20 protein-coding genes are annotated in these 22,609 nt (G+C 54.9%); 15 read left to right on the forward strand and 5 right to left on the reverse strand.

Going from position 1 to position 22,609, the window contains the following annotated elements; all coding sequences use genetic code 11:
- Together V7Z75_RS07345 and V7Z75_RS07350 are read left to right on the forward strand one after the other, a co-directional pair.
- A complete protein-coding gene (locus tag V7Z75_RS07345; protein WP_011480769.1) occupies positions 1-3,123 on the forward strand; it encodes an efflux RND transporter permease subunit in 3,123 nt (1,040 codons plus the stop codon).
- A gap of 56 nt (positions 3,124-3,179) precedes the next feature.
- A complete protein-coding gene (locus V7Z75_RS07350) occupies positions 3,180-5,420 on the forward strand; it encodes a heavy metal translocating P-type ATPase (protein WP_442919895.1) in 2,241 nt (746 codons plus the stop codon).
- Between the two features lie 20 nt (positions 5,421-5,440).
- On the opposite strand, the gene V7Z75_RS07355 is transcribed toward V7Z75_RS07350, so the two are convergent.
- Positions 5,441-6,007 (reverse strand): hypothetical protein, encoded by a 567-nt coding sequence (locus V7Z75_RS07355; protein WP_334107976.1) that lies wholly within the window; start codon positions 6,005-6,007, stop codon positions 5,441-5,443.
- Between the two features lie 106 nt (positions 6,008-6,113).
- Positions 6,114-6,467: a hypothetical protein gene (locus V7Z75_RS07360; RefSeq protein WP_334107977.1), complete on the reverse strand. Its 354-nt coding sequence runs from the start codon at positions 6,465-6,467 to the stop codon at positions 6,114-6,116.
- 595 nt (positions 6,468-7,062) lie between these two features.
- Here V7Z75_RS07360 and istA point away from each other — a divergent pair.
- Both istA and istB read left to right on the forward strand, forming a co-directional pair.
- Entirely contained in the window at positions 7,063-8,619 is a 1,557-nt protein-coding gene (istA, locus tag V7Z75_RS07365; RefSeq protein ID WP_334107978.1) for an IS21 family transposase, read from the forward strand.
- Positions 8,616-9,359, forward strand: coding sequence for an IS21-like element helper ATPase IstB (gene istB, locus V7Z75_RS07370; protein WP_334107979.1), 744 nt, complete (start codon positions 8,616-8,618; stop codon positions 9,357-9,359). The genes istA and istB overlap by 4 nt, the downstream gene beginning before the upstream one ends.
- 173 nt (positions 9,360-9,532) lie before the next feature.
- Here the strand turns inward: istB and V7Z75_RS07375 are convergent, their stop codons facing one another.
- Positions 9,533-9,730, reverse strand: a complete 198-nt coding sequence (locus V7Z75_RS07375) for a hypothetical protein (RefSeq protein WP_442919896.1) — start codon at positions 9,728-9,730, stop codon at positions 9,533-9,535.
- A gap of 3 nt (positions 9,731-9,733) precedes the next feature.
- Positions 9,734-10,630 (reverse strand): cation transporter, encoded by an 897-nt coding sequence (locus tag V7Z75_RS07380; RefSeq protein WP_004574643.1) that lies wholly within the window; start codon positions 10,628-10,630, stop codon positions 9,734-9,736.
- Positions 10,631-10,725: 95 nt separating this feature from the next.
- Between V7Z75_RS07380 and cadR the strand changes: the two genes are divergently transcribed.
- The 7 genes from cadR to V7Z75_RS07415 all read left to right on the forward strand — a co-directional run bounded on the left by cadR (position 10,726) and on the right by V7Z75_RS07415 (position 16,207).
- Complete coding sequence (gene cadR / locus V7Z75_RS07385; RefSeq protein WP_334107980.1) at positions 10,726-11,133, forward strand: Cd(II)/Pb(II)-responsive transcriptional regulator; 408 nt, start codon at positions 10,726-10,728, stop codon at positions 11,131-11,133.
- Between the two features lie 334 nt (positions 11,134-11,467).
- A complete protein-coding gene (gene thiD / locus V7Z75_RS07390; protein ID WP_442919897.1) occupies positions 11,468-12,307 on the forward strand; it encodes a bifunctional hydroxymethylpyrimidine kinase/phosphomethylpyrimidine kinase in 840 nt (279 codons plus the stop codon).
- Entirely contained in the window at positions 12,294-12,923 is a 630-nt protein-coding gene (gene thiE / locus V7Z75_RS07395; RefSeq protein ID WP_334107981.1) for a thiamine phosphate synthase, read from the forward strand. The genes thiD and thiE overlap by 14 nt, the downstream gene beginning before the upstream one ends.
- A gap of 9 nt (positions 12,924-12,932) precedes the next feature.
- A complete protein-coding gene (gene hemL, locus V7Z75_RS07400; RefSeq protein ID WP_334107982.1) occupies positions 12,933-14,216 on the forward strand; it encodes a glutamate-1-semialdehyde 2,1-aminomutase in 1,284 nt (427 codons plus the stop codon).
- A gap of 33 nt (positions 14,217-14,249) precedes the next feature.
- Positions 14,250-15,314, forward strand: a complete 1,065-nt coding sequence (hemE, locus tag V7Z75_RS07405) for a uroporphyrinogen decarboxylase (RefSeq protein ID WP_334107983.1) — start codon at positions 14,250-14,252, stop codon at positions 15,312-15,314.
- A gap of 150 nt (positions 15,315-15,464) precedes the next feature.
- On the forward strand, positions 15,465-15,944 hold the full coding sequence (lysM, locus tag V7Z75_RS07410) for a peptidoglycan-binding protein LysM (protein WP_334107984.1): 480 nt from the start codon (positions 15,465-15,467) through the stop codon (positions 15,942-15,944).
- Positions 15,945-15,967: 23 nt separating this feature from the next.
- Positions 15,968-16,207, forward strand: a complete 240-nt coding sequence (locus tag V7Z75_RS07415) for a hypothetical protein (protein ID WP_334107985.1) — start codon at positions 15,968-15,970, stop codon at positions 16,205-16,207.
- Positions 16,208-16,332: 125 nt separating this feature from the next.
- Here V7Z75_RS07415 and V7Z75_RS07420 read toward each other — a convergent pair whose 3' ends face one another.
- Positions 16,333-18,549, reverse strand: a complete 2,217-nt coding sequence (locus V7Z75_RS07420) for a primosomal protein N' (protein WP_334108081.1) — start codon at positions 18,547-18,549, stop codon at positions 16,333-16,335.
- Between the two features lie 141 nt (positions 18,550-18,690).
- Here V7Z75_RS07420 and argS point away from each other — a divergent pair, with 141 nt between their 5' ends.
- The 4 genes from argS (at position 18,691) to V7Z75_RS07440 (ending at position 22,602) form a co-directional block, all read left to right on the forward strand.
- Positions 18,691-20,349 carry an arginine--tRNA ligase gene (gene argS, locus V7Z75_RS07425; protein ID WP_334108082.1) on the forward strand — a complete coding sequence of 553 codons (1,659 nt, stop codon included), beginning with the start codon at positions 18,691-18,693 and terminating at the stop codon, positions 20,347-20,349.
- Between the two features lie 98 nt (positions 20,350-20,447).
- A complete protein-coding gene (locus V7Z75_RS07430; protein WP_334107986.1) occupies positions 20,448-21,056 on the forward strand; it encodes an SPOR domain-containing protein in 609 nt (202 codons plus the stop codon).
- Positions 21,057-21,121: 65 nt separating this feature from the next.
- A complete protein-coding gene (locus V7Z75_RS07435) occupies positions 21,122-21,757 on the forward strand; it encodes a thiol:disulfide interchange protein DsbA/DsbL (protein ID WP_334107987.1) in 636 nt (211 codons plus the stop codon).
- Between the two features lie 17 nt (positions 21,758-21,774).
- Positions 21,775-22,602, forward strand: a complete 828-nt coding sequence (locus V7Z75_RS07440) for an SDR family oxidoreductase (protein WP_334107988.1) — start codon at positions 21,775-21,777, stop codon at positions 22,600-22,602.
- Positions 22,603-22,609 lie beyond the last annotated feature (7 nt).

The raw sequence follows: 22,609 nt of genomic DNA on the forward strand, positions 1-22,609 counted from the left end.
ATGTTCGATAAATTGATCCGTTTATCCATCACCCAGCGCTGGCTCATGATGATACTAGCGCTGGCGATCGCGGCTATTGGCCTCTATAGCTACCAGAAGTTGCCTATCGATGCCGTACCCGATATCACCAACGTTCAGGTACAGATCAATACAGTGGCACCTGGCTACTCGCCACTAGAGGTCGAACAACGTATCACCTATCCCATAGAAACAGCAATGGCTGGATTGCCCGGGCTTGAATCGACACGTTCGATCTCGCGCTATGGCCTCTCGCAAGTCACGGTGGTATTCAAGGAACGCACTGATATCTATTTTGCACGGCAGCTGGTCAATGAGCGTATTGGTCAGGCCAGGGAGAAATTGCCAACAGGGATAATCCCCGCCATGGGGCCGACATCGACCGGCCTGGGCGAAATATACATGTGGACAGTGGAAGCAAGGGAAGGCGCACTCAAAGCTGATGGCACGCCTTACACTCCCATGGATCTGCGCGAGATTCAGGACTGGATCGTAAAACCCCAGCTCAGGAATGTACCTGGCGTGAACGAGATCAACACCATCGGGGGTTATACCAAGCAGTATCAGGTTTCCCCGTTTCCTGATCGCCTGGTTGCGCAAGGCCTGGCTTTGACCGACCTCGTGGAGGCGCTGGAACGCAATAATGCCAATATTGGTGCCGGTTATATCGAGAGGTCAGGCGAACAATACCTGATCCGTGTACCGGGCCAGGTCAGCAGTTTCAACGATATCGGCAACATCGTGGTCGCCAGTAAAAGCGGCATACCAGTACGAATCAAGGATGTGGCGGAGGTTGGTTTCGGCAATGAGCTGCGTACCGGTGCTGCTATGGAAAATGGTGAGGAGGTCGTGATCGGCACCGTATTCATGCTGATTGGGGAAAACAGTCGTGAAGTCTCAGCGGCTGTGGATAAGCGCCTGTCCGAGATCAACAAGACATTACCACCCGGAATCTTGACCAAAACCGTCTACGACCGCACCCATCTGATCGACAAGGCTATCAACACGGTAAAGAAGAACCTGGTCGAAGGCGCTTTGCTGGTTATTGCTGTGCTATTTGTGTTTCTCGGCAATATGCGGGCCGCCATCATTACCATGCTGATTATCCCGCTATCCATGCTGTTCACCTTTACCGGCATGGTAAGCAACAAAGTTAGTGCCAACCTGATGAGCTTGGGAGCACTCGATTTCGGCATCATCATCGATGGTGCTGTCGTTATCGTGGAAAACTGCATGCGCCGGCTGGCCCACGCACAGCAGACTAGTGGACGGCTGCTGACGCAGGAGGAGCGTTTCACGGCAGTGTTTCAGGCAGCCAGCGAAGCGCGCAGACCGCTGATCTTCGGGCAGCTCATCATTATGGTGGTTTACTTGCCCATCTTTGCCCTGACCGGAACAGAAGGCAAGATGTTCCATCCCATGGCCTTTACCGTGGTGACGGCCTTGATCGGTGCCATGTTGCTATCAGTGACTTTTATCCCGGCAGCCATCGCGCTTTTCATTACGGGTCACGTCTCAGAAAAAGAGAATCGTCTTATTGCATGGGCCAAGCGTCTTTATCACCCTGTATTCAACTGGACGATGGCCAACAAGGCGATTGTGCTCACGGCAGCGCTTGTCACCGTGCTGCTTAGCGGATTGATGGCCACACGCATGGGCAGTGAATTCATCCCCAGCCTCAACGAGGGAGATATGCTCATTCAACCAATACGCATCCCGGGAACCAGCCTCACGCAATCCCTTAAAATGCAGCGCGAGATCGAGCATACGATCATGCAATTTAAGGAAGTTGAGCGCGTCTTCTCCAAACTGGGGACGGCTGAGATTGCCAGCGACCCCATGCCGCCGAATATGGGCGATACCTACATCATGCTCAAGCCCAAAGCGGAATGGCCGAATCCTGCATTAAGCCGTAACGAGCTCATTGCGCGTATCGAGCATGCCGTGCAGGAAGTGCCAGGACATAACTTTGAAGTCACGCAGCCTATTCAGATGCGCTTCAATGAGTTGATTTCCGGGGTGCGTAGCGATGTCGGTATCAAGGTCTTTGGAGACGACATGAACGTCATGAACCAGACGGCTGGCAAGATCGCTGAGGTATTGAACCGCATACCAGGTGGGCAGGATATCAAGATCGAGCAGACCTCGGGCTTGCCCATCATGACCGTCAGAATCGACCGCGACAAGATTGCAAGGCTGGGGGTCAATGTTGCCGATGTGCAACAAGCTGTGGCAACCGCTACCAATGGGCAGGAGGCGGGCATGGTGTTTCAGGGTGATCGCCGCTTTGAACTGGTCGTCAGGTTGCCTGAAACCATGCGTACCGATGTGGAAGCGCTCAAGCGCTTGCCTATCCGCCTGCCATCGACAACCACAGGCAATCCTGTCTATCTGCAGTTGGGCGAAGTAGCCGAGCTTGATATAGCGCCCGGGCCCAACCAGTTCAGCCGTGAGAATGGCAAAAGGCGGGTGGTCGTCACAGCGAATGTACGTGATCGCGACATTGGTTCATTTGTAGCCGAAGCCCAGCAGCGCATCGATGGACAGGTCAAAGTACCAACTGGTTACTGGTTGAGCTGGGGTGGCACATTTGAACAACTACAATCGGCCACAGAGCGACTCAAGATCGTCATTCCGATCTCGTTGTTGCTGGTCTTCATGCTGCTCTATGCCGTGTTCGGCAATATGAAAGACGGACTTATCGTGTTTACAGGAATCCCGTTTGCTCTGACTGGCGGATTAATCGCTTTATGGTTACGTGGTATCCCGCTCTCAATCTCGGCGGGAGTCGGTTTCATTGCCTTGTCGGGCGTAGCGGTACTCAATGGTTTGGTAATGATCAGCTTCATTCGCGCTTTGAGAGACGAAGGTAAGCCGTTGATGGAAGCGATAGAAGAAGGTGCGCTCACCAGGTTGCGGCCTATTCTGATGACAGCCTTGGTCGCTTCACTAGGCTTTATTCCTATGGCGATTGCGACAGGTACTGGTGCCGAGGTGCAACGGCCACTGGCAACTGTAGTGATTGGTGGCATCTTATCGTCCACACTACTGACCTTGCTGGTGTTGCCAGTGCTTTATCAAATGATTTATCGATCCAAGAGTTGATCGTCTACCTGCTAAGGCAGGTAGCTCTGAAATAAGCGCTTATCAAGGAAAACATCATGACGTCGGACCAGGAACACCAATGTTGCAATCACGCTAATCCGTCAAATTCACAGCCCACAGTGGCTAAACCTGACATGGGGCCAGCGATAGAGACTCCGCATGGCAGCAGTTCGCAAAGCATCTTCACTATTGACAACATGGATTGTCCGACCGAAGAGGCCTTGATTCGCAGCAAACTGTTACCCATGGATGGGATTGAAAAACTGGATTTCAATCTAATGCAGCGCAAACTCACCGTTACACATACGCTAGATCAGCCAGAGCTAATCCAGCAGGCACTGATAGCCATCAGCATGCATGCGGTGCCGATAGCCAGGACCTTGGGGTCAAGCGCATCCGCAGAAATGCCAGCGCCAAACTCGCACAAAAGATGGTGGTTATTAGGCCTCGGCGGCGTAGCCGCAATACTTGCTGAAGTTATTGCCTGGAGCACTGGCACGGACAAATCCTGGCCAGTAATTGCCCTCTCCCTGTGTGCAATTGCAAGCAGTGGCACCGGCACCTATATTAAAGGCTGGATCGCGCTCAAAAACCGCAATCTGAACATCAATGCACTGATGGCGATTGCTGTTACCGGTGCGGTGATTATCGGGCAATGGCCGGAAGCCGCCATGGTGATGGTGCTTTTTACATTGGCCGAGATGATAGAAGCGCTATCCCTAGACCGTGCACGCAATGCCATACGCGGTTTGCTGGAAATGACCCCTGACAAAGCCCATGTATTACAGGAAGACGGTACATGGAAAGAAATGGAGGCGGCAACGATAATGGTCGGATCAATAGCGCGCGTGGGACCAGGCGAGCGGATAGCGTTGGATGGTGAATTGACCAAAGGACAATCTGCCGTCAATCAGGCACCGATCACTGGAGAAAGCATGCCGGTTTCTAAAGCGATCGGTGACAAGGTGTTTGCAGGCACCATCAATGAAACCGGTTCTTTTGAGTATCGCATCACTGCTGCACAAACTGACTCTACTTTGTCACGCATCATCCGTGCGGTTGAAGACGCGCAAGGTGGCCGAGCCCCCACGCAACGCTTTGTGGACGATTTTTCCAAGATATATACGCCTATTGTATTTATCCTTGCACTAAGTATCGCCATCGTACCACCGCTCGCATTCTCACTGCCTTGGCTGCCATGGGTATATAAGGCGCTAATACTATTAGTCATTGCTTGCCCTTGTGCATTAGTGATTTCAACGCCGGTGACGATTGTGAGCGGACTGGCAGCGGCGGCTAAAGTGGGTATTCTGATTAAGGGCGGCGTCTATCTTGAAGAAGGACGCAAGCTGAAATCGTTGGCTCTGGATAAAACCGGCACCATCACCCAAGGAAAACCGGTGGTCACTGACCTAGTGGCATTGAGCGGCGAGCAGAAAGACAGCCTGAAATTGGCAGCCGCATTGGCAGAACGCTCCGACCATCCGGTTTCAACCGCCGTCAGTGTCTACTGGAAAGCACAAGCAGACGCGGTTGTACTGGACGAAGTCAGCGACTTCGAAGCCATCACCGGCCGCGGTGTAAAAGGCCGAATTGCAGATCAATGGTTTTACCTGGGTAACCACCGTCTAGTCGAAGAGCTGGGCATATGCAATGCTACGACGGAGAGTGTATTGAGCAGACTGGAAAGCGAAGGCAAAACCGCTGTCGTCATTTGCAGCGAAACAGCCCCGCTTGCGGTGATTGGTGTGGCGGATACAATTCGCGAAACCAGCCGCCAGGCCATTATAGAGTTGCACGCACTGGCTATACGTACCCTGATGCTGACTGGTGACAATGACCTGACGGCAAATGTGATCGCCAAATCAGTGGGTATAGACGACGCGCGAGGCAATTTACTGCCCGAAGATAAGCTGGCTGTCATTAATGCTGAGCTGGCAAGTTATGAAACGGTAGGTATGGTAGGCGACGGTATCAACGATGCGCCTGCATTAGCCAAATCCAGTATCGGTTTTGCCATGGGTGCTGCCGGCACCGATACAGCACTGGAAACAGCAGATGTGGCATTAATGGATGACGATTTACGCAAGATTCCACAGTTTATTCGACTGAGCATGAAAACCGCCGCTATTCTGAAACAGAACATTTTCATTGCCTTGAGTATCAAGGTTGTGTTTCTGGTGCTTGCTGTAATAGGAGCAGCCACACTATGGATGGCCGTATTTGCCGACATGGGCACAAGTCTGATCGTGGTATTTAATGGACTTCGTCTGCTACGCAGCAGCAGCCAGAACTGACCCTGAATCTCCACTGTAAGTCACCACCAACTCAAAATGTGTGAATTCTTTATGTAGCTACAGAAATTTGACACATCAATAGCTGGTATGGTTTTCTTCCTTCCCGCCTTCATTCTCTGCCCACCCCAATTGTCATGTCGCTCCTGCCTGGCGACCAACCAAGCCTCTGCACGCAGCAGCATCGGCCAAATCAGGATGGGGTTATTGCTGAACATGGCATTTGCCTGATCATAAGCTTGCTGTACCGAGAATGCCATTCTGCCCGGGTTATGCAGGGCTTTTATTAAAATATCAATCACGGTCTCATCTGTTGCCGATGCCCATTCAAGCGCAAGCGCGGCTCGCAGATGCGGTCTGCGCAATGCTAGCCAGTCCTTGATTCCTGCCGCTAGCAACAAAATCTGTGCAGTGAAATTGCTATCATGAAATTCCATGACCTCCCGCGTCAGGATATCGTTTACGGCTGCATCGAAACGTTCTCGTTGGCGCTTACCTTCCTTATATTCCAGAAACCCCAGATCACTATGATGGTTTGTTTCCGAATGAGGCCCGATACCACTGACATGATTGCTGCCCAATGTATGCACGGGACAGATAGATCGCCCAGGCACCGGTCGGCGCCAGCAGTATTTGCAGAATCGGAACAGGTCAAAAGATGTGCCATGCTGGTAACGCAAGTGCTTCACCGGAATCTTAAGAGCACAGGTGAAAGAAGTGACTGACTTCAATCAAGTCTGATATCACAACATCACGGGGCGGCGATTTCGTATACGTCCAGATTGCATTAATCGCGCTTGCTACCTCGGTCAGTATTCCCTTCTGTCCTTCGCTACGGAAAACCAATGTCGGGTAGGCATGTGCAATGTCATCCCAACTGGGGGCTTTGCCGGGGGTGAACATATCACGATGCTCAAGCGCAATGAGCGGCAATAGATGATCCTTAATGAGGCGTGCAGCTAAGCTTGGCGTTGCGGGCTTGCCGTCCATGGCAGCTTTGATTGCCAACAGGGCTTCCGCCACCGGCTCACTGAAACTAGCTTCGATCACAGACGAATCAAGATATAGAGGCATTTGGAATCAAGTGTCCAAAACAGAGACTAGCGACACCTTATCAAAATTTCCTAGTATGTCCCATCGTGATGTTTCGGGTTTTTTATGGAGAAGCCATTGTGGAAACCATGACTTTGAATGACGTTTGCAGGATTCTGAAGATAAACGAAAACACCGGCCGCAACCGGTTGAGCCTGGGCTTGCCAATGCCTCCCTCATTTCGTGTGGGAAGGTGCCGCTTATTCCTATCCACCGAAGTGGAGAAATGGCTATCGGAACGCGCCGGGCTTGCAAGCCACGCTAACAGTGGCAGTAATGATCAAGATAAAAACATTGCAAATCAATAATGATGAGAAGGAAATCATGATGGGACCATAGCAGCAAGCTTTAGTCAGGCCCAGAAGCGCAAAAGGCTTGGGTTATGTGGACCCAAGCCTTTCGGCAAAACCTCAAGAATTGCACCCTTGATGACTTTATTGTCTACGCTACTAAATCGGCTGTCAAGGCCGAGGCCTCAGTTTATCCGAACACCAACCACACTCTTTAATCATGCAGCTGATCGCATCCATGCTGGCAGCTGTGAGGAGTAGTCATGGCAATACCCATTTTCAAGCGCCGTGAAATCGTGCGCCTATTATGCGTAAACAGCAATTTATCGAACCGCCAGATCGCTAACATGCTTGAGGTTGCATCCGGCTCTGTCAACAAGATCGCATCTCAACTGCCGATGTTGGGAATGTCCTGGGATGAGCTTAAAACACTAGACGACGATGACTTTCTGGCCGCCTTTATCAACAAACCAAAACCAATACAGTCAAATCGACCTTATCCAGATTGCCTGCTATGGCATATGGAAATGGAGCGCGACAAGGATGTGACGTTACGTTTGTTGTGGGAAGAATGGCATACAGACCATCGTGATGGCGTTTCCTACCCACAGGCAACACGCATCTATCGTAAATGGCTGAAAAAGCAGCGCGTCAGTATGCGCAAAATCCATTATCCCGGTGAGTCCATATTTGTCGATTTTGCCGGACGCACTTTACCGATTTATAACCCCGATAACCATGAGGTACGACGTGCCCAGGTATTCGTGGCTACGTTGGGTGCCTCAAGCTACTCTTTCTCTATGGCAGTTTGGTCCCAAACCATCCCAGACTGGATACTCTGCAACGTCAAGATGCTGGAATATTTCGGCGGGGTACCGCGCATCATCACCCCGGACAACCTCAAGTCCGCCGTGACCAAAATCACCCGCAGCGGACCACTGATCAATCCTACCTATGCCGAGTTTGCCGAGCATTACGGTACCGCAATACTGCCGGCACGCTCGCGCAAACCGGATGATAAGGGCTCAGTAGAAGTATCGGTGCAGATCGTCCAGCGCTGGATTCTGGCGGCACTTCGTCATCGGCAATTCTTCTCACTGGAAGAAGCCAATGCCGAAATCCTGAGGCTATTGGAAATACTCAACCATCGGGAAATGAAAGCATACAAAGCTTCGCGTCAGCAGCGTTACGAAATGCTGGACAAGTCTGCGTTAAAGCCGCTACCTGATACTGCCTATGAATATGCCGCCTGGCGGCTCAAGGTGCGGGTCGGTGATAACTACCACGTACTCCATGATGGACATTACTACTCAGTGCCGTATGCACTTGCTCATAGCTTTGTAGATATCCGTGCCAGCTCGAAAACCATAGAGATCATTCATAACGGGATGCGGGTGGCGTCACATGTATTATCCAATCTCCCTGGCGTTTATACCACCCATCCGCAACATAGGTCACCAAACCATATTGCCTATCTTGAAGGTGGTCCGGATCAATTGCTGCAATGGTCAAAAAGTGTTGGCACGGCAACCGAAAAGGTATTCCAACAGCATCTGCTGGAAAGTCGCCATCTGGCGAATGGAATACGCACCGCATGTGCAATCCAGAAGTTAGGCCGTCAATACGGTGTGGAGAGGCTGGAGGCAGTATGCGAGTACGCCATCCGGATCAACTCTGTTACCCACTCCAGCATCCTGTCTATTTTCCGTAGCAAGGTGGATCAACGCCCGGAGAAACCCTCAAAAACTGAAGCACAAGCTAGCCACGCCAATTTACGTGGTGGTGATTACTACAAACAAAGTATCGGAGAAAAGGAATGATGACACAACAAACTCTATCGAAATTGAAAGAACTGAAGCTACTGGGTATGGCAGATGCGTTGCAAGCCAACCTTGGGCAGCCGGCGTTCCGTAGCCTGTCATTTGAGGAGCAGATAGGTATCCTCGTTGACAGTGAAGTGTCCTCTCGCGAAAGTCGGCGGTTGAATCGGCTGTTGAAGGTTGCCAAGTTGCGGTACCCCTCTGCTTGTCTCGAGGATGTAGATTTCCGCGAATCCCGTGGGTTGGAGAAGGGACTGTTTGCAGTGCTGACCATTTGCGACTGGGTACGTCAATGCAGGCACATTATCTTTACCGGTGCCACAGGTACCGGTAAGAGTTGGGTCGCATGCGCATTAGCTGTTCAGGGGTGCCGTCTGGGTTTATCGGCAATCTACCGCTCTTCCAGTCAAATTGCTGAAGAAATTATCATTGCAGAGGCAACTGGCTCATTGCCGCAACTGAAAGGGAGATTGGTCAAGGCTGCTATCCTTGTCATTGATGACTTAGGGTTAATGCCATTTGACGCTCTGGTAGCCAGAACACTATTTTCAATTGTCGATGAACGTGACCGGTTGCGCACAGGCCCTCTGGTTATTACCAGCCAATATCCGACTGATAACTGGTATTCATTACTGGGGGATCCTACGGTTGCCGATGCGATACTGGATCGCATTGTACATTCTGCGCACCATATTCATTTGAATGGAGACTCTATGCGAAAGAGTAGAGCAAAGGACTGATGGGGTAAGACGCTAGGGCGGTGTGTCTTGGCGTCACTTAAAAATTCACTGATTACTCGGGTGCTGCTGAGCACTATGATGCAATTGCTGAGCAGCCACATGCAATTGGTGAATAGTAAAGATGAAATCGATGCGCATTACCTTATGCAATTACTGAGAAGTATGGAATGAAATTAGGTGAGCAGTGGGGATGCAATTTCGCGACCGGTGTTCCATAGGTGCACCCAGTTAAAGAACGGGGTCACCGAAACATACTCGCCATAGGCCATTGATTGCTGCACCAGCCACTTTACAGCCTGATCAGACGCTGCCAGCAGGCCCGATATGGACAATAGGGCATACGGCGAGAGCTTTTTGCCAATAATGAGCATTATTTAACCCTTCAACGCCAAAATGCGTCTGGCACCGTTAAGTACAATGCCCCCCGCGATGGTGCCGATAATCAGATCCGGATAATTGGAACCGGTCCACGCGACCAGGGCGCCGGCGGTGATGACCCCCAGGTTGATCACCACGTCGTTGGCCGAGAATATCCAGCTTGCCTTCATGTGCGCCCCGCCTTCCCGATGTTTGGATATGAGCAGCAGACAACTGGTATTGGCAATCAATGCGACGAATGCGATAGCCATCATCACCAGCGATTCAGGCTCACTACCGAATACAAAGCGTCTCACCACCTCTACGAGCACGCCCACAGCCAAGATCAGTTGCAGTACACCAGCAAGATGCGCGGCACGTACCTGCATTTTCACGCTATGTCCAACCGCATAAAGGGCGAGCCCGTACACCGCCGCATCGGCAAAATTGTCCAGGGATTCTCCAATCAGGCCGGTGGACTGGGCGATCAGACCGGCAGTCATTTCCACCACGAACAGAAGTGCATTGATGCCGAGCAACCAGCGCAGGGTCCCGGATTCTTGCTTAGCAGAAGCTGCCGAAAACTCGGCGGCCTTGATGGTCTCCGGATTTGCAGCGACGGTTTCCTGAAGCGAGGCGCCTAGCCCCAAGGTCTTCAGTTTCGAGGTGACGGGCTCGACCTCGCCGTCATGCACGACCTTCAGCCGGCGGTTCGACAAGTCGAAGGACAGCGCCCGAATCTCCTCAAAGCCGTTCAGGGCTAGGCGAATCATTCGTTCTTCTGATGGACAGTCCATCTTCGGCACGGCATAAACACTGACCCATCTCCCTGGCGCCTCGGAGGAGGCCTGTATATCGGTATCCGCTGCGGACGTTGCATCACCGCCACAGGCGCCACCACAGGATTTGCTCATGATACGACTCCACTTGAACAATGTTGTGGTACCATTTAAAACTATAAAGCTACTATAAGGTCAATAGAGTAAAGAATCCGTTGGGGAGGAGGCTGATGCGCATTGGTCAGTTGGCGCAGTTGGTAGGGGTCGAAACACAGACGATCCGCTTCTATGAACAGCAGGGCTTGTTGCCGCCGCCTGATCGGCAGGACAACGGTTACCGTGTCTATACCGAGAAGCATGGTGAGGGGCTGGCCTTCATCCGTCGCTGCAGAATCCTGGGCCTGTCACTGGCTGAGATTCACGAACTACAGAGCTATCAGGACGACCCTCATCAGCCTTGTACCGCCGTCAACGCCTTGCTCGATGATCACATCTCTCATGTGCGGTCGCAGATAACCGCTCTGCAAGCGCTTGAGAAACAACTCGTTTCGCTGAGAGCGGGTTGTAGCGATGGCCGGGAAGTTGAGGCTTGTGGGGTTCTTGCTGGAATCGGCAAGGGAAGTGCGCATAAGCAGTAGGTTGAAGCATCAACCAGATAATCCGATGGGATCTTAGCTTGCCTCATTGTAATGCAGAGTAAAATCAACCACTAAATCCGAATACCCTATTTTAAGAGCCTTTGTCAGAATGAGGCAAAACCATTTCCTGGATATGGCCTAATTAGGCGTCCACATCACAGCGTAGCCAGCTGTTGCCAGCGGCATCAAGTATCGGAAACCGCTACAACTTCATCCGTGGACAAGGCAAGCCTCTCTTTTCAAGCATGATTAGGCTAAAATAGACCTCTTTACGCTCCTGGTTCCGCCAGCATCTTGCCCGGCCCAGGCGTGTTTATCTCTTGACAGGACCGCCATGGAAACAATCAATCTCATGCCTCCCTGCGTGCTCACTTTTGCCGCCACCGACCCCAGCAGCGGCGCTGGCTTGCAGGCAGACCTGCTGGCGCTGGCAAGCATCGGCTGCCACCCCTTGTCAGTAGTCACGGCCATCACTGTGCAGGATACCGTGGGCGTAGAGAATGTCGTTCCCCTTGATGCCGAGCTGATCGACGACCAGGCGCGCACCATCCTGGAAGATATGCAGGTTTCCGCCTTCAAGCTGGGCATGCTGGGCAGCGTGGAAAACATTGCCGTCATCGCCGAGATCGTCGCCGATTATCCCGACGTGCCCCTGCTGATAGACCCGGTGCTCTCTTCAGGCCGTGGCGATGAACTGGCGAATGAAGCCATGCAGGAAGCCATGATAGACCTGCTGTTCCCGCAAGCGACCCTGATCACGCCGAATATTCTCGAAGCGCGGCGCCTGGCATTTACTGGCGACTTTACCGACGAAGTCGAAAACGCCTCCATGGATCAAATTGCCGAACGCCTGCTGGCGCTGGGTCCTGAATATGTGCTGATCACCGGCACGCACGAGCGCTCACCGCAAGTCGTCAACAACCTGTACGGCTCGCAGAAACTGCTGCGTTCCTATCCATGCGAACGCCTGCCCGGCAGCTACCATGGCTCAGGCTGCACCCTGACCTCTGCAATTGCCGCCTGCCTGGCACATGGCCTAGGTGTGGAAGAAGCCATTGCCGAGGCACAGGAATACACCTGGCACTCCTTGCAGAATGCTTTCCGCCCCGGCATGGGCCAATATATTCCCGACCGCCTGTTCTGGGCGCGTGAAGAAGCTGATGACGCGGAGTAATGCTCCATCCATTGCCGGGCTGTATGCCATCACCCCGGACGAAACCGATACCGGGAAACTGTTGACGGAATGCGAATCAGCGCTGGCAGGCGGCGCCAAGCTGATGCAATATCGCAACAAGCATGTCAGCGGCGAGATAGCCATGAGACAGGCCAGTGCGCTAGTGACCCTGTGCCATCGCTATCAAGCGCAACTCATCATCAACGATGACGTGCAGCTTGCCCTGCAACTGGATGCCGACGGCGTACACCTGGGCATTGATGACGGAGATATCGCCGCAGCCCGTCAGCAACTGGGCAGCGAAAAGATCATTGGCGCATCCTGTTACAACAACCTGGTGCTGGCACGTCAGGCCGCAAGGCTGGGTGCAGATTATATCGCCTTCGGCGCCTGCTTTCCCTCGACCACCAAGCCAGACGCGCCACGCGCAGAACTCACATTGTTCAACGCCGCGCATGAACTCAACCTGCCCATCGTTGCCATAGGCGGCATTACCCTTGAAAACGCCAGCAACATCATCGCAGCTGGCGCCGATGCCATTGCCGTCATCGGCGCCTTGTGGAACACCACGGACATCACGGCGCGAGTCAGACAATTCAACCAACTTTTCAGCTAGAGCAAGGCCATGAGCAGAAACCAGCAATTATTCGAGCAATCCCAAGCCCTGATTCCCGGTGGCGTCAATTCCCCCGTCCGCGCGTTTGGTTCGGTCGGCGGCACGCCGGTGTTCTTCAAGCGCGGCCTGGGCTCCAGGTTATGGGATGAGGATGGCAAGGAATACATCGACTACGTCGGCTCATGGGGCCCGATGATCCTCGGCCATGCGCAGCCCGATGTGGTTGCCGCCGTGCAAGCCGCCGCCGCCAACAGCCTGTCTTTCGGCGCGCCGACCTCGCTGGAGCTGGAAATGGCGCGACTAATCACGCAACTCGTCCCCAGTATGGAGCAAGTGCGGCTGGTCAGCTCAGGGACGGAAGCCACCATGAGCGCCATCCGACTGGCGCGCGGCTTCACTAGCCGCAGCAAGATACTCAAGTTCGAGGGCTGCTACCACGGCCATGCCGACTCCCTGCTGGTCAAGGCAGGTTCGGGAGCGCTCACTTTCGGCCAGCCCAGCTCTGCTGGCGTTCCGCCGGAACTTGCAGCCCACACCCTGACCTTGCCCTATAACGATGTTGCAGCGCTGGAGCAATTGTTCACGCAGGCCGGTAATGAGATAGCCTGCGTCATCCTGGAGCCGGTAGCCGGCAATATGAACCTCGTGAAGCCCACGCCTGAATTCCTCGTGGCCTTGCGTGCGCTCTGTACCCAATCCGGCGCTTTGCTGATTTTCGATGAAGTCATGACCGGCTTCCGCGTCGCCCTTGGCGGCGCGCAGCAATTATTCGGCACCAAACCAGACCTCACCACACTGGGCAAAGTCATCGGCGGCGGCCTGCCGGTCGGCGCGTTCGGCGGCCGTGCCGATGTCATGGCCTTTCTCGCGCCGCTGGGGCCGGTCTACCAGGCGGGCACGCTGTCCGGCAACCCGGTCGCCGTTGCCGCAGGCCTGGCGACATTGAAGCAATTGCAGCGTCCCGGCTTCCATGACGAGCTCGCCGCCAGAACCCACCAGCTTACCGATGGCCTGACCCAGGCCGCACGTGATGCTGGCATCATGTTCAGCGCCCAAAGCGTAGGCGGCATGTTCGGCGTATATTTCAGCGCCAACTGTCCCGGCAGCTTTGACGAAGTGATGCAGGCCAACAAACAGGCTTTCAACCGCTTCTTCCATGCCATGCTGGAAGAGGGTGTGTATCTCGCGCCATCCGCCTTTGAAGCCGGATTTGTCTCAATCGCCCACAGCCAGGACGATATTGCCCAGACCGTCGCCGCCGCGCGCAAGGCATTTGCCAGCCTGCAGGCTTGAGACACTAAAGAATTTACTGACAGGACAATCGTCATGACCGCCTTGAAAAACGATATTTTCCTCCGCGCGCTGCAACGCCAGCCCACGCCTTACACTCCGGTCTGGATGATGCGCCAGGCCGGGCGCTACCTGCCCGAGTACCGCGCCAGCCGCAAGAATGCGGGCAGCTTCATGAGCCTATGTCAAAGCCCGGATTTCGCCACGGAAGTCACCCTGCAGCCGCTGGACCGTTATCCGCTGGATGCTGCCATCCTGTTCTCGGACATCCTGACAATTCCCGACGCGATGGGTTTAGGGCTGTATTTCGAGGAGGGCGAGGGCCCCAAGTTTGAGCGCACGCTGCGCGAGGAAGCAGATATCCGCAAGCTGACCGCACCCGATGTAGGCGTATCGCTGAAATATGTCACCGATGCCGTCAGCCAGATACGCCGCGCGCTGGATGGACGGGTGCCGTTGATCGGTTTTTCCGGCAGCCCGTGGACATTGGCCACCTATATGGTCGAAGGCAGAGGAGGCACGGACTTCCTCACCATCAAGCAGATGGCCTACGCCCGGCCCGACCTGCTGCACCACATTCTCGACATTACCGCGCAAACGGTGATTGCCTACCTCAATGCGCAAATCGCCGCAGGCGCGCAAGCCGTGATGATTTTCGATTCCTGGGGCGGCGCATTGTCGCACCATGCCTATGAGGAATTCTCGCTGCAATATATGCGCCGTATCGTCAGCGGACTGACCAAGCAAAACGAGGGCCGCGCCGTGCCCAGCATCGTCTTCACCAAAGGCGGCGGATTGTGGCTGGAAGCGCAAGCAGAAACCGGTGCGGATGCACTGGGGCTGGACTGGACAGTTTCCCTGGGCGAAGCACGCAAACGCGTAGGCGGCAAAGTGGCGCTGCAAGGCAATATGGATCCGGCTATCCTGCTATCCACGCCAGCAGCAGTGGAAAAGGAAGTCGAGCGCATCCTGGCTGATTTCGGCGCTGGCAACGGCCATGTGTTCAACCTTGGCCACGGCATCACACAATTCACGCCGCCCGAAAATGCCGGCGCCATGATCCAGGCCGTGCACGACCTCAGCCGTCAGTATCACGCCTGATGCGGATGCGTTTTCAAACGCAACACCGCTGGCAGGGGTAATTGACAAAAAAATCACAATCGCTGCCGCCAGCCCTGGCAATATCGTTGTAAGATAAACGACTGATACATTTCGTTTGTCACAGCTTCATCACAACAAGGAGATTAGCAAATGAGTTTGATTTCTTTCATCAAGGATGCGGGCGAAAAGCTATTCGGTACTCATCCCGCCGCTGCTGAAGCCAAAACCGAAAATCCAGTCGCTTCTGCCAATGCCGAAGCAGGCAAAGCTATCCTTAATTACATTCACAAGATGGAGTTAGATGCGGATGGCCTGCAAGTGGATTTTGATGGGGCAAGCGGCAAGGTCACCGTAGCCGGCACCGCAGCCACGCAGGAAATCAAGGAAAAGATTCTGCTGTGCTGCGGCAACATCCATGGTGTCAGCGAAGTGGTGGACAACCTCAAGGTGACAGCAGCTGAATCCGCGCCAGTGTTCTACACCGTAGTACGCGGCGATACACTTTCCAAGATTGCCAAGGATCATTATGGCAATGCCAACTCCTACATGAAAATCTTTGAAGCCAACAAGCCCATGCTGACGCACCCTGATAAAATCTATCCGGGCCAGACCTTACGTATCCCTAAATAACCCCCCTGTACAGGAGATTACACATGAAACAACTACTCTCGACTTCCGCCCTTGCCATTTTCCTTGCCAGCCTCATGTTGGGTGGTTGTAGCAATAAAGAAGAAGAAAATGTTGAAGCCGCTGCTGCCCAAGCAGTACAACAGGCAGAAGAGCACGCCGAACAAGCGGCTGAATCCATCAAGGAATCCGCAGAAGATGCCAAGGAAGCGGCTGAGGATGCCATCAGCAAGGCGCACGATGCCGCTGCCCAACACGACGAATAATCTCGCAAAAGCAGCAAACGTTCTCAACAATACCCGGATTTATATCCGGGTATTTTTTACGCCCTGTCCATATGCGATCCTTGTTTCATTGCAGGCAATGATGCGCGAAAGTGGGCTATCACGCGCTAGAACTCCTGTGGATCCACATCTACTGCCCAGCGTATCCGGTTACCCAGCGGATGCGCGCGCAATTGCGGGGTGAGCTGTCTCAGGACTACCTGCAGAGCTTGTCGGGTCGCTGCCTGGAACAATAACTGCCCGCGCTCCATGCCTTTCAAACGCTCCATCTGTGGTCTGACCGGGTCATAGACCAATGCATCGCTGCCTAGCCCGCGCGCGGTATCGGCGGCAAATTGCAGGAATTGCTGCACCGGCGCGTAATCATTCGCCTCAGCCTTGATAAGCGCCAGAAACTCGTAGGGCGGGAACTGCGCGACCTCGCGCTCCTGCATCAGTGCCTGGGCATAAGCGGCGTAATCCTGGCTGCGTAGCGCGTTGAACAACTGATGCTCGGGAAAGGTTGTCTGTATCAGCACCTCACCGGGCTTATCCGCACGTCCGGCGCGTCCGGCCACTTGCATCAGTTGGGCGAACAGGCGCTCGGCGGCGCGGAAATCCGGGCTGAACAAGGCACTGTCGGTATCCAGCACGCCAACCAGCGTCAGGTTGGGAAAATCATGGCCTTTGGCCAGCATCTGTGTGCCAATCAGAATATCCACCTCTCCCGCATGCACGGCGGCCAGCATCTCGCTCAACGCATGCTTGCGCCGCGTACTGTCGCGATCGACGCGCAATATGCGCGCATCCGGCAGCAATTTGACCAAGGTTTCTTCCAGCCGCTGCGTGCCATGTCCGGTAGGGTGCAGATCGGGATTGCCGCAGCTCGGACATTGGCGCGCAATCTTCTGCTCATGCCCACAATGGTGGCAGCGCAGGCGCCCCTGGCGCAGGTGTACCACCAGCCGGCTGCTGCAACGCATACAAGGCGCGATCCAGTGGCAGGCATTGCATAACAGCACCGGCGCATAGCCGCGCCGGTTGATGAACAACAGGCTTTGTTCACCGCGTTCCAGGCGCTTTCTTAGTGCCTTGAGCAATGGCGGCGACAATCCGTCCTGTATCTGCACCCGGCTCACATCCACGCAATTCACCTGCGGCAGTTGAGACTGGCTCACCGCTCGCTGCTGCATGGTCAGCAGGCCATAACGCCCACTCTGCGCGTTGTACCAGGTTTCCAGCGCCGGAGTGGCTGAACCAAGCACGATAGGAATATTGCGACGCTGCGCGCGCACCAGCGCCACGTCGCGCGCATGGTAGCGCATACTATCCTGCTGTTTATAGGAAGTATCGTGCTCCTCATCCACGATCATGAACTTGAGCTTAGGCATGGGCGTGAATACGGACAGACGCGTACCGATAACGATGCGTGCATCACCGCTTTGCGCCAGTCGCCAGTTTTGCAAGCGCTCACTTTCACTAAGATTGCTGTGTAACGTGACCAGCGGATATTGCGGCAAGCGGCTGCGAAAGCGTGCTTCCAGCTGTGGCGTGAGGTTGATCTCGGGCACCAGCACCAGCGCCTGGCCATCGTTGTCTTCAAGCACTGCTTGCAACAAGCGGATGTAGACCTCGGTTTTGCCGCTGCCAGTGATGCCATGCAACAGCCACGGCTGGAATGTGTCGCGCTGCAGCAGGATACTCTGCACGGCATGTGCTTGCTCAGCATTCAGCTCCGGCTCCACATTGGAAGCCTGTAAGCTTGCGCGTAGTCCGGCATAAACCTGTTCCTCCTCCAGCCAGCCTTTTTCGCACAGCGCGGCAATACCTTTGCGCCAGCTGGGACTGAGCTCAGCCAGCTCGGCCTCATCCAGCCTGCCACGCTCGCGCAATGTGGCAAAAATTCGCCGCTGCACCACCTGTCGAGGCGGCAGGTCAGCCACACCCGCCGCCAGCCCGGCAGCATTGAGCCGATAGCGGAACTGCTGCCGGGCCTGCGCTGGTTCCGTCTGCCGCAATCGTGCAGGCAGAGCGGAGAGCAGTGCCTGCCCATAAGGGTACTGGTAGTAATCAGCGCAGAATTTCAGCAATGAGAAAAATTCGGCGTCCAGCACCGGCTCTTGGTCGAAATGACGGATGATGGCCTTGAGCTTGCTGGGCTCCAGCTCACTTTCACTGGCAGTCGCCACCACAATCCCGACCTGCTGGCGCGAGCCAAAAGGCACGAGCACGCGCTGACCAGCCTGGAGCATAGTATCGGCACGGTAATCGAACACGCCGTCGAGCGGCACATCCAATGCCACCTTGAGGATATGCAAGGGCTGGCTATGCGCTTGTTCCGTCATGCCAGTTGCCTCGTTGGCGCTTTTTCCCGGGATTTCTGCTGGTTGATGATCGGCGTCCGTGATGAAGTTCGACAATTGCATATCAGCGCGGGCTTGCAGTAGGTTAAAATAATGCTTTTATTCACGTTTCGTAGCCCTGCCTTGAAAGCACATCTTACCGAATTACTACAGGCGGCCGCAAACAGCCTGAACGCCGATGCAGGCGTGATCGCCATCCAGCTGGAGCGCCCCAAGAACGCGCAGCACGGAGATTTCTCCACCAACCTCGCCATGATGCTGGCTAAACCGCTGCGCCAGAATCCGCGCGCGATTGCCGAATCCCTCATCAAGGCGCTGCCTGCCTCGGAATATGTCGCCAAGGTGGAAATCGCTGGTGCCGGTTTCATCAATTTCCACCTCAGTCCGACGGCCAGGCAGGCAGTGGTACGCGAAATTGAGCGCCTGGGCGCGCAATATGGCCACAACAATATCGGTCAGTCGCGCAAGGTGCAGGTGGAATTCGTCTCTGCCAACCCGACCGGCCCGCTGCATGTCGGTCATGGCCGCGGCGCGGCGGTGGGCGACTGTCTCGCGCGGCTGCTCGCCGCCAACGGCTGGGCGGTCACACGCGAGTTCTACTACAACGATGCCGGCGCGCAGATCGACAATCTCACCATCTCCGTGCAATCGCGCTGCAAAGGCATCACGCCTGACGATGCCGCCTGGCCGGAAGACGGCTACCGCGGCGACTACATCGCCGATGTCGCGGCCGCCTACATGGCGAAGGAAACCGTCACCGCCGACGACCAGGCCGTTACCGGCAAAGGCGACGCCGAAGACGCCGAGGCGATCCGCCAGTTTGCAGTGGCCTACCTGCGCCACGAGCAGGATCTCGACCTCAAGGCGTTCAAGATCAATTTCGACGTGTTCTCGCTCGAATCCGCGCTCTATCGCGACGGCAAGGTGGAAAGCACTGTCGGCAACCTCGTCAAGAGCGGCCACACCTACGAGCAGGACGACGCCCTCTGGCTGCGCACCACCGATTTCGGCGACGACAAGGATCGCGTCATGCGCAAGCGCGAGGGCGGCTATACTTACTTCGTCCCCGACGTGGCCTACCACCTCGACAAATGGCAGCGCGGCTTCGAACGCGTGATCAACGAGCAGGGCGCCGACCATCACAGCACCATCACCCGCGTGCGCGCCGGCTTACAGGCGCTTGATGTCGGCATCCCCAAGGGCTGGCCGGAATACGTGCTGCACCAGATGGTCACCGTGATGCGCGGCGGCGAGGAGGTGAAAATTTCCAAGCGTGCCGGCAGCTACGTCACGCTGCGCGACCTGATCGAGGAAGTCGGCTGCGATGCCACGCGCTACTTCCTGGCCGCGCGCCGCGCCGATTCGCAACTGGTGTTCGACATCGACCTCGCCCGCGCCCAGAGCAACGACAACCCGGTCTATTACATCCAGTATGCCCATGCGCGCATCTGCAGCGTATTGAACGAATGGGGCGGCGACATCGCCAGCCTGGCGCAGGCCGACCTCAGTCCATTGGATACCGAGCACGAAGCCGTGCTGATGCAACGTCTAAACGAGTTCCCGGAACTGGTCGCCAACGCCGCACAGGAACTGGCACCGCACATGGTGGCGACCTATCTCAAGGATTTGGCAGGCGACCTGCACAGCTACTACAACGCACACAAATTCCTGGTTGAGGACAGCAAGCTGGTCAGGGCACGCATGGCCTTGATCCATGCGACTCGCCAGGTCTTGCGCAACGGGTTGACTCTACTCGGGGTCAGTGCGCCAGAAAAGATGTAAACCTATATCTCGGGGAACCATGCAACCTGAATCAAGTCCTCAGCTAGTTCTCTACAAAACCAGCGGGGCATGAATGTGAAAGAGGAAAAGGAATTATCGTGAGTCGAGATTACAAGCCTGCACAGCGCAAATCCAGCGCCAGCAGCAGTAACAAAGGCAGTTCATTTTTTACCGGCCTGCTGGTTGGCCTGCTGCTGGGCGTCGGCATTTCCGTCGCCGTCGCCATCGTCGTCATGAAGAGCGACAGCCCCTTCTCCGACAAGGCAGGCAAGCCCAAAGAGCTGGAGCCTGGCGAAATTGTGCTGCCCAAGGCAGAACCCAAACCCAACAATGCCGCCACTGAACCCAGCAGCGAGCGCCCGCGTTTCGACTTCTATACCATTCTGCCAGGGACAGAAAGCCAGGTAACGGAACAGGAGGTCCAGCAGAAAGAGGCCGACCCGGCACCGGCGCAAAGCCAAGAAAGCTATTTTCTGCAGGTTGGCGCGTTTCAGACTGAGCAAGAAGCCGACAACATGAAAGCCAGCCTCGCCTTGCTGGGCATGGAAGCCATCGTGCAGACCGCCACCATTCCTGATAAGGGTGTTTGGCACCGCGTGCGCGTCGGCCCGTTCACCGAACTGAGCCAGATCAACAGCGCAAAAGCCGACCTGGCACAGAACGGATTCAAGGCAGACCTGATCAAAGTCAACTCCACAACGCCGTAACGCGGTGTCATCCTGCCAGCGATACAGCACGTTAACCATTCAACTTAACAAAGGACACAACCACCATGAAGAAACTGTTTGCCGCCTTGCTGCTGTTGGCCTCCGCAACCGCCATGGCTGCGCCCCAGCTTGGCAATGAATTCCTCCAGACCGCCAAAACCATCAAGACCGACAATCCGGCCAAGATCGAAGTCATGGAAATCTTCTGGTATGGCTGCGGCCACTGCCACACGCTGGATCCCTTACTGACCACTTGGGTGAAAAAACTGCCGCAAGATGTGTATTTCAAACGCGTGCCAGGCGTGCCCAACCCCAATTGGGCGCCTGCGGGTAAGGCATTCTATGCACTGGAAGCATTGGGCCTGACAGACAAACTACATGCGCAATTGTTTGACGCCATCCACAAGGAGCGCAGCGTTAACCCGACTGTGGAAGCGCAACTGATCGACTGGATCACGAAAAAAGGCGGTCAGGACCGCAAGAAAGTAGAAGAAGCATTCAACTCCTTCTCCAACAATAACAACATGGTACGTGCCATGAATACTTTCCGTGATTCGGGTGCCACCGGCGTGCCTGCGCTCATCATCGATGGCCGCTACCTGACTTCCAGCTCTATGGCAGGCGGCAACCAGGCGGTATTGCAGACAGCGGATTACATCATTGAAAACGTCCGCAAGGAAAAAAGCGGTGGCGCCAAGTAAATCCGGCCATCGCTGATATGTTCTTAAATATCAAACCCGCTGCCAGCCAGCGGGTTTTTATTACCGGCGCATCCAGTGGTATCGGGCTGGCCTTGGCACGACATTATCTGAAAAAGGGAGCCATCGTCGGCACTACCGCACGCCGATTGGCGCCGTTACAAGCGCTGGCAGCGGAATTTCCTGCTGGTCGTTGTCTGGCATATCAAGTCGATGTACGCGATGCAGAAGCCATGCGTCGCTGTGCTGAACAATTTATCTCCGCTGCTGGTATTCCGGATATCGTCATCGCCAACGCCGGGGTCAGTCGCGGCACATTAACAGCAGAAGCAGAGGATATCACTGCTTTTCACAGCGTGTTTGAGATCAATGTATTTGGTATGGTGCATACCTTCCAGCCCTTCATTCATGCCATGCGGCAATCGCGCACGCCAGGACAGCTAGTCGGTATCGCCAGCGTCGCAGGCATACGCGGCCTGCCTGGCGCGGGCGCTTACAGCGCCTCCAAATCCGCCGCCATCACCTATCTCGAAAGCCTGCGCACGGAAATGCAGCATGATGGCATTGCCGTTACCACGATTGCCCCCGGCTATATCCGCACTCCCATGACCGACGTCAACGGCTACCGCATGCCTTTTCTCATGGATGTTGATATTGCTGCAGCAAAATTTGTCCATGCTATTGCCAAGCGCAAACGCTTTGTCGTCATCCCTTGGCAAATGGCTTGGGTAGCTCGCATATTGCGCGTTATCCCGCGATGGCTGTGGGACAGAGCGACAAAGAACGCGCCACACAAGCCCAGAATAGTGTCAGATCACGACAACACATCAAAAAAGAATCCGCGCTAGGATTACG

Source organism: Methylobacillus sp., assembly GCF_036844465.1.
GTDB lineage: Bacteria > Pseudomonadota > Gammaproteobacteria > Burkholderiales > Methylophilaceae > Methylobacillus.

Excerpts from the sequence above, each read along its gene's own strand:
- V7Z75_RS07435 (WP_334107987.1), top strand. The coding sequence starts at position 21,122 with ATGAAGAAACTGTTTGCCGCCTTGCTGCTGTTGGCCTCCGCAACCGCC.
- hemL (WP_334107982.1), top strand. The coding sequence starts at position 12,933 with ATGAGCAGAAACCAGCAATTATTCGAGCAATCCCAAGCCCTGATTCCC.
- thiD (WP_442919897.1), top strand. The coding sequence starts at position 11,468 with ATGGAAACAATCAATCTCATGCCTCCCTGCGTGCTCACTTTTGCCGCC.
- V7Z75_RS07345 (WP_011480769.1), top strand. The coding sequence starts at position 1 with ATGTTCGATAAATTGATCCGTTTATCCATCACCCAGCGCTGGCTCATG.
- V7Z75_RS07440 (WP_334107988.1), top strand. The coding sequence starts at position 21,775 with ATGTTCTTAAATATCAAACCCGCTGCCAGCCAGCGGGTTTTTATTACC.
- thiE (WP_334107981.1), top strand. The coding sequence starts at position 12,294 with ATGACGCGGAGTAATGCTCCATCCATTGCCGGGCTGTATGCCATCACC.
- V7Z75_RS07380 (WP_004574643.1), bottom strand. The coding sequence starts at position 10,630 with ATGAGCAAATCCTGTGGTGGCGCCTGTGGCGGTGATGCAACGTCCGCA.
- lysM (WP_334107984.1), top strand. The coding sequence starts at position 15,465 with ATGAGTTTGATTTCTTTCATCAAGGATGCGGGCGAAAAGCTATTCGGT.
- hemE (WP_334107983.1), top strand. The coding sequence starts at position 14,250 with ATGACCGCCTTGAAAAACGATATTTTCCTCCGCGCGCTGCAACGCCAG.
- V7Z75_RS07350 (WP_442919895.1), top strand. The coding sequence starts at position 3,180 with ATGACGTCGGACCAGGAACACCAATGTTGCAATCACGCTAATCCGTCA.
- V7Z75_RS07375 (WP_442919896.1), bottom strand. The coding sequence starts at position 9,730 with ATGCTCATTATTGGCAAAAAGCTCTCGCCGTATGCCCTATTGTCCATA.
- cadR (WP_334107980.1), top strand. The coding sequence starts at position 10,726 with ATGCGCATTGGTCAGTTGGCGCAGTTGGTAGGGGTCGAAACACAGACG.
- istA (WP_334107978.1), top strand. The coding sequence starts at position 7,063 with ATGGCAATACCCATTTTCAAGCGCCGTGAAATCGTGCGCCTATTATGC.
- V7Z75_RS07415 (WP_334107985.1), top strand. The coding sequence starts at position 15,968 with ATGAAACAACTACTCTCGACTTCCGCCCTTGCCATTTTCCTTGCCAGC.
- istB (WP_334107979.1), top strand. The coding sequence starts at position 8,616 with ATGATGACACAACAAACTCTATCGAAATTGAAAGAACTGAAGCTACTG.
- V7Z75_RS07420 (WP_334108081.1), bottom strand. The coding sequence starts at position 18,549 with ATGACGGAACAAGCGCATAGCCAGCCCTTGCATATCCTCAAGGTGGCA.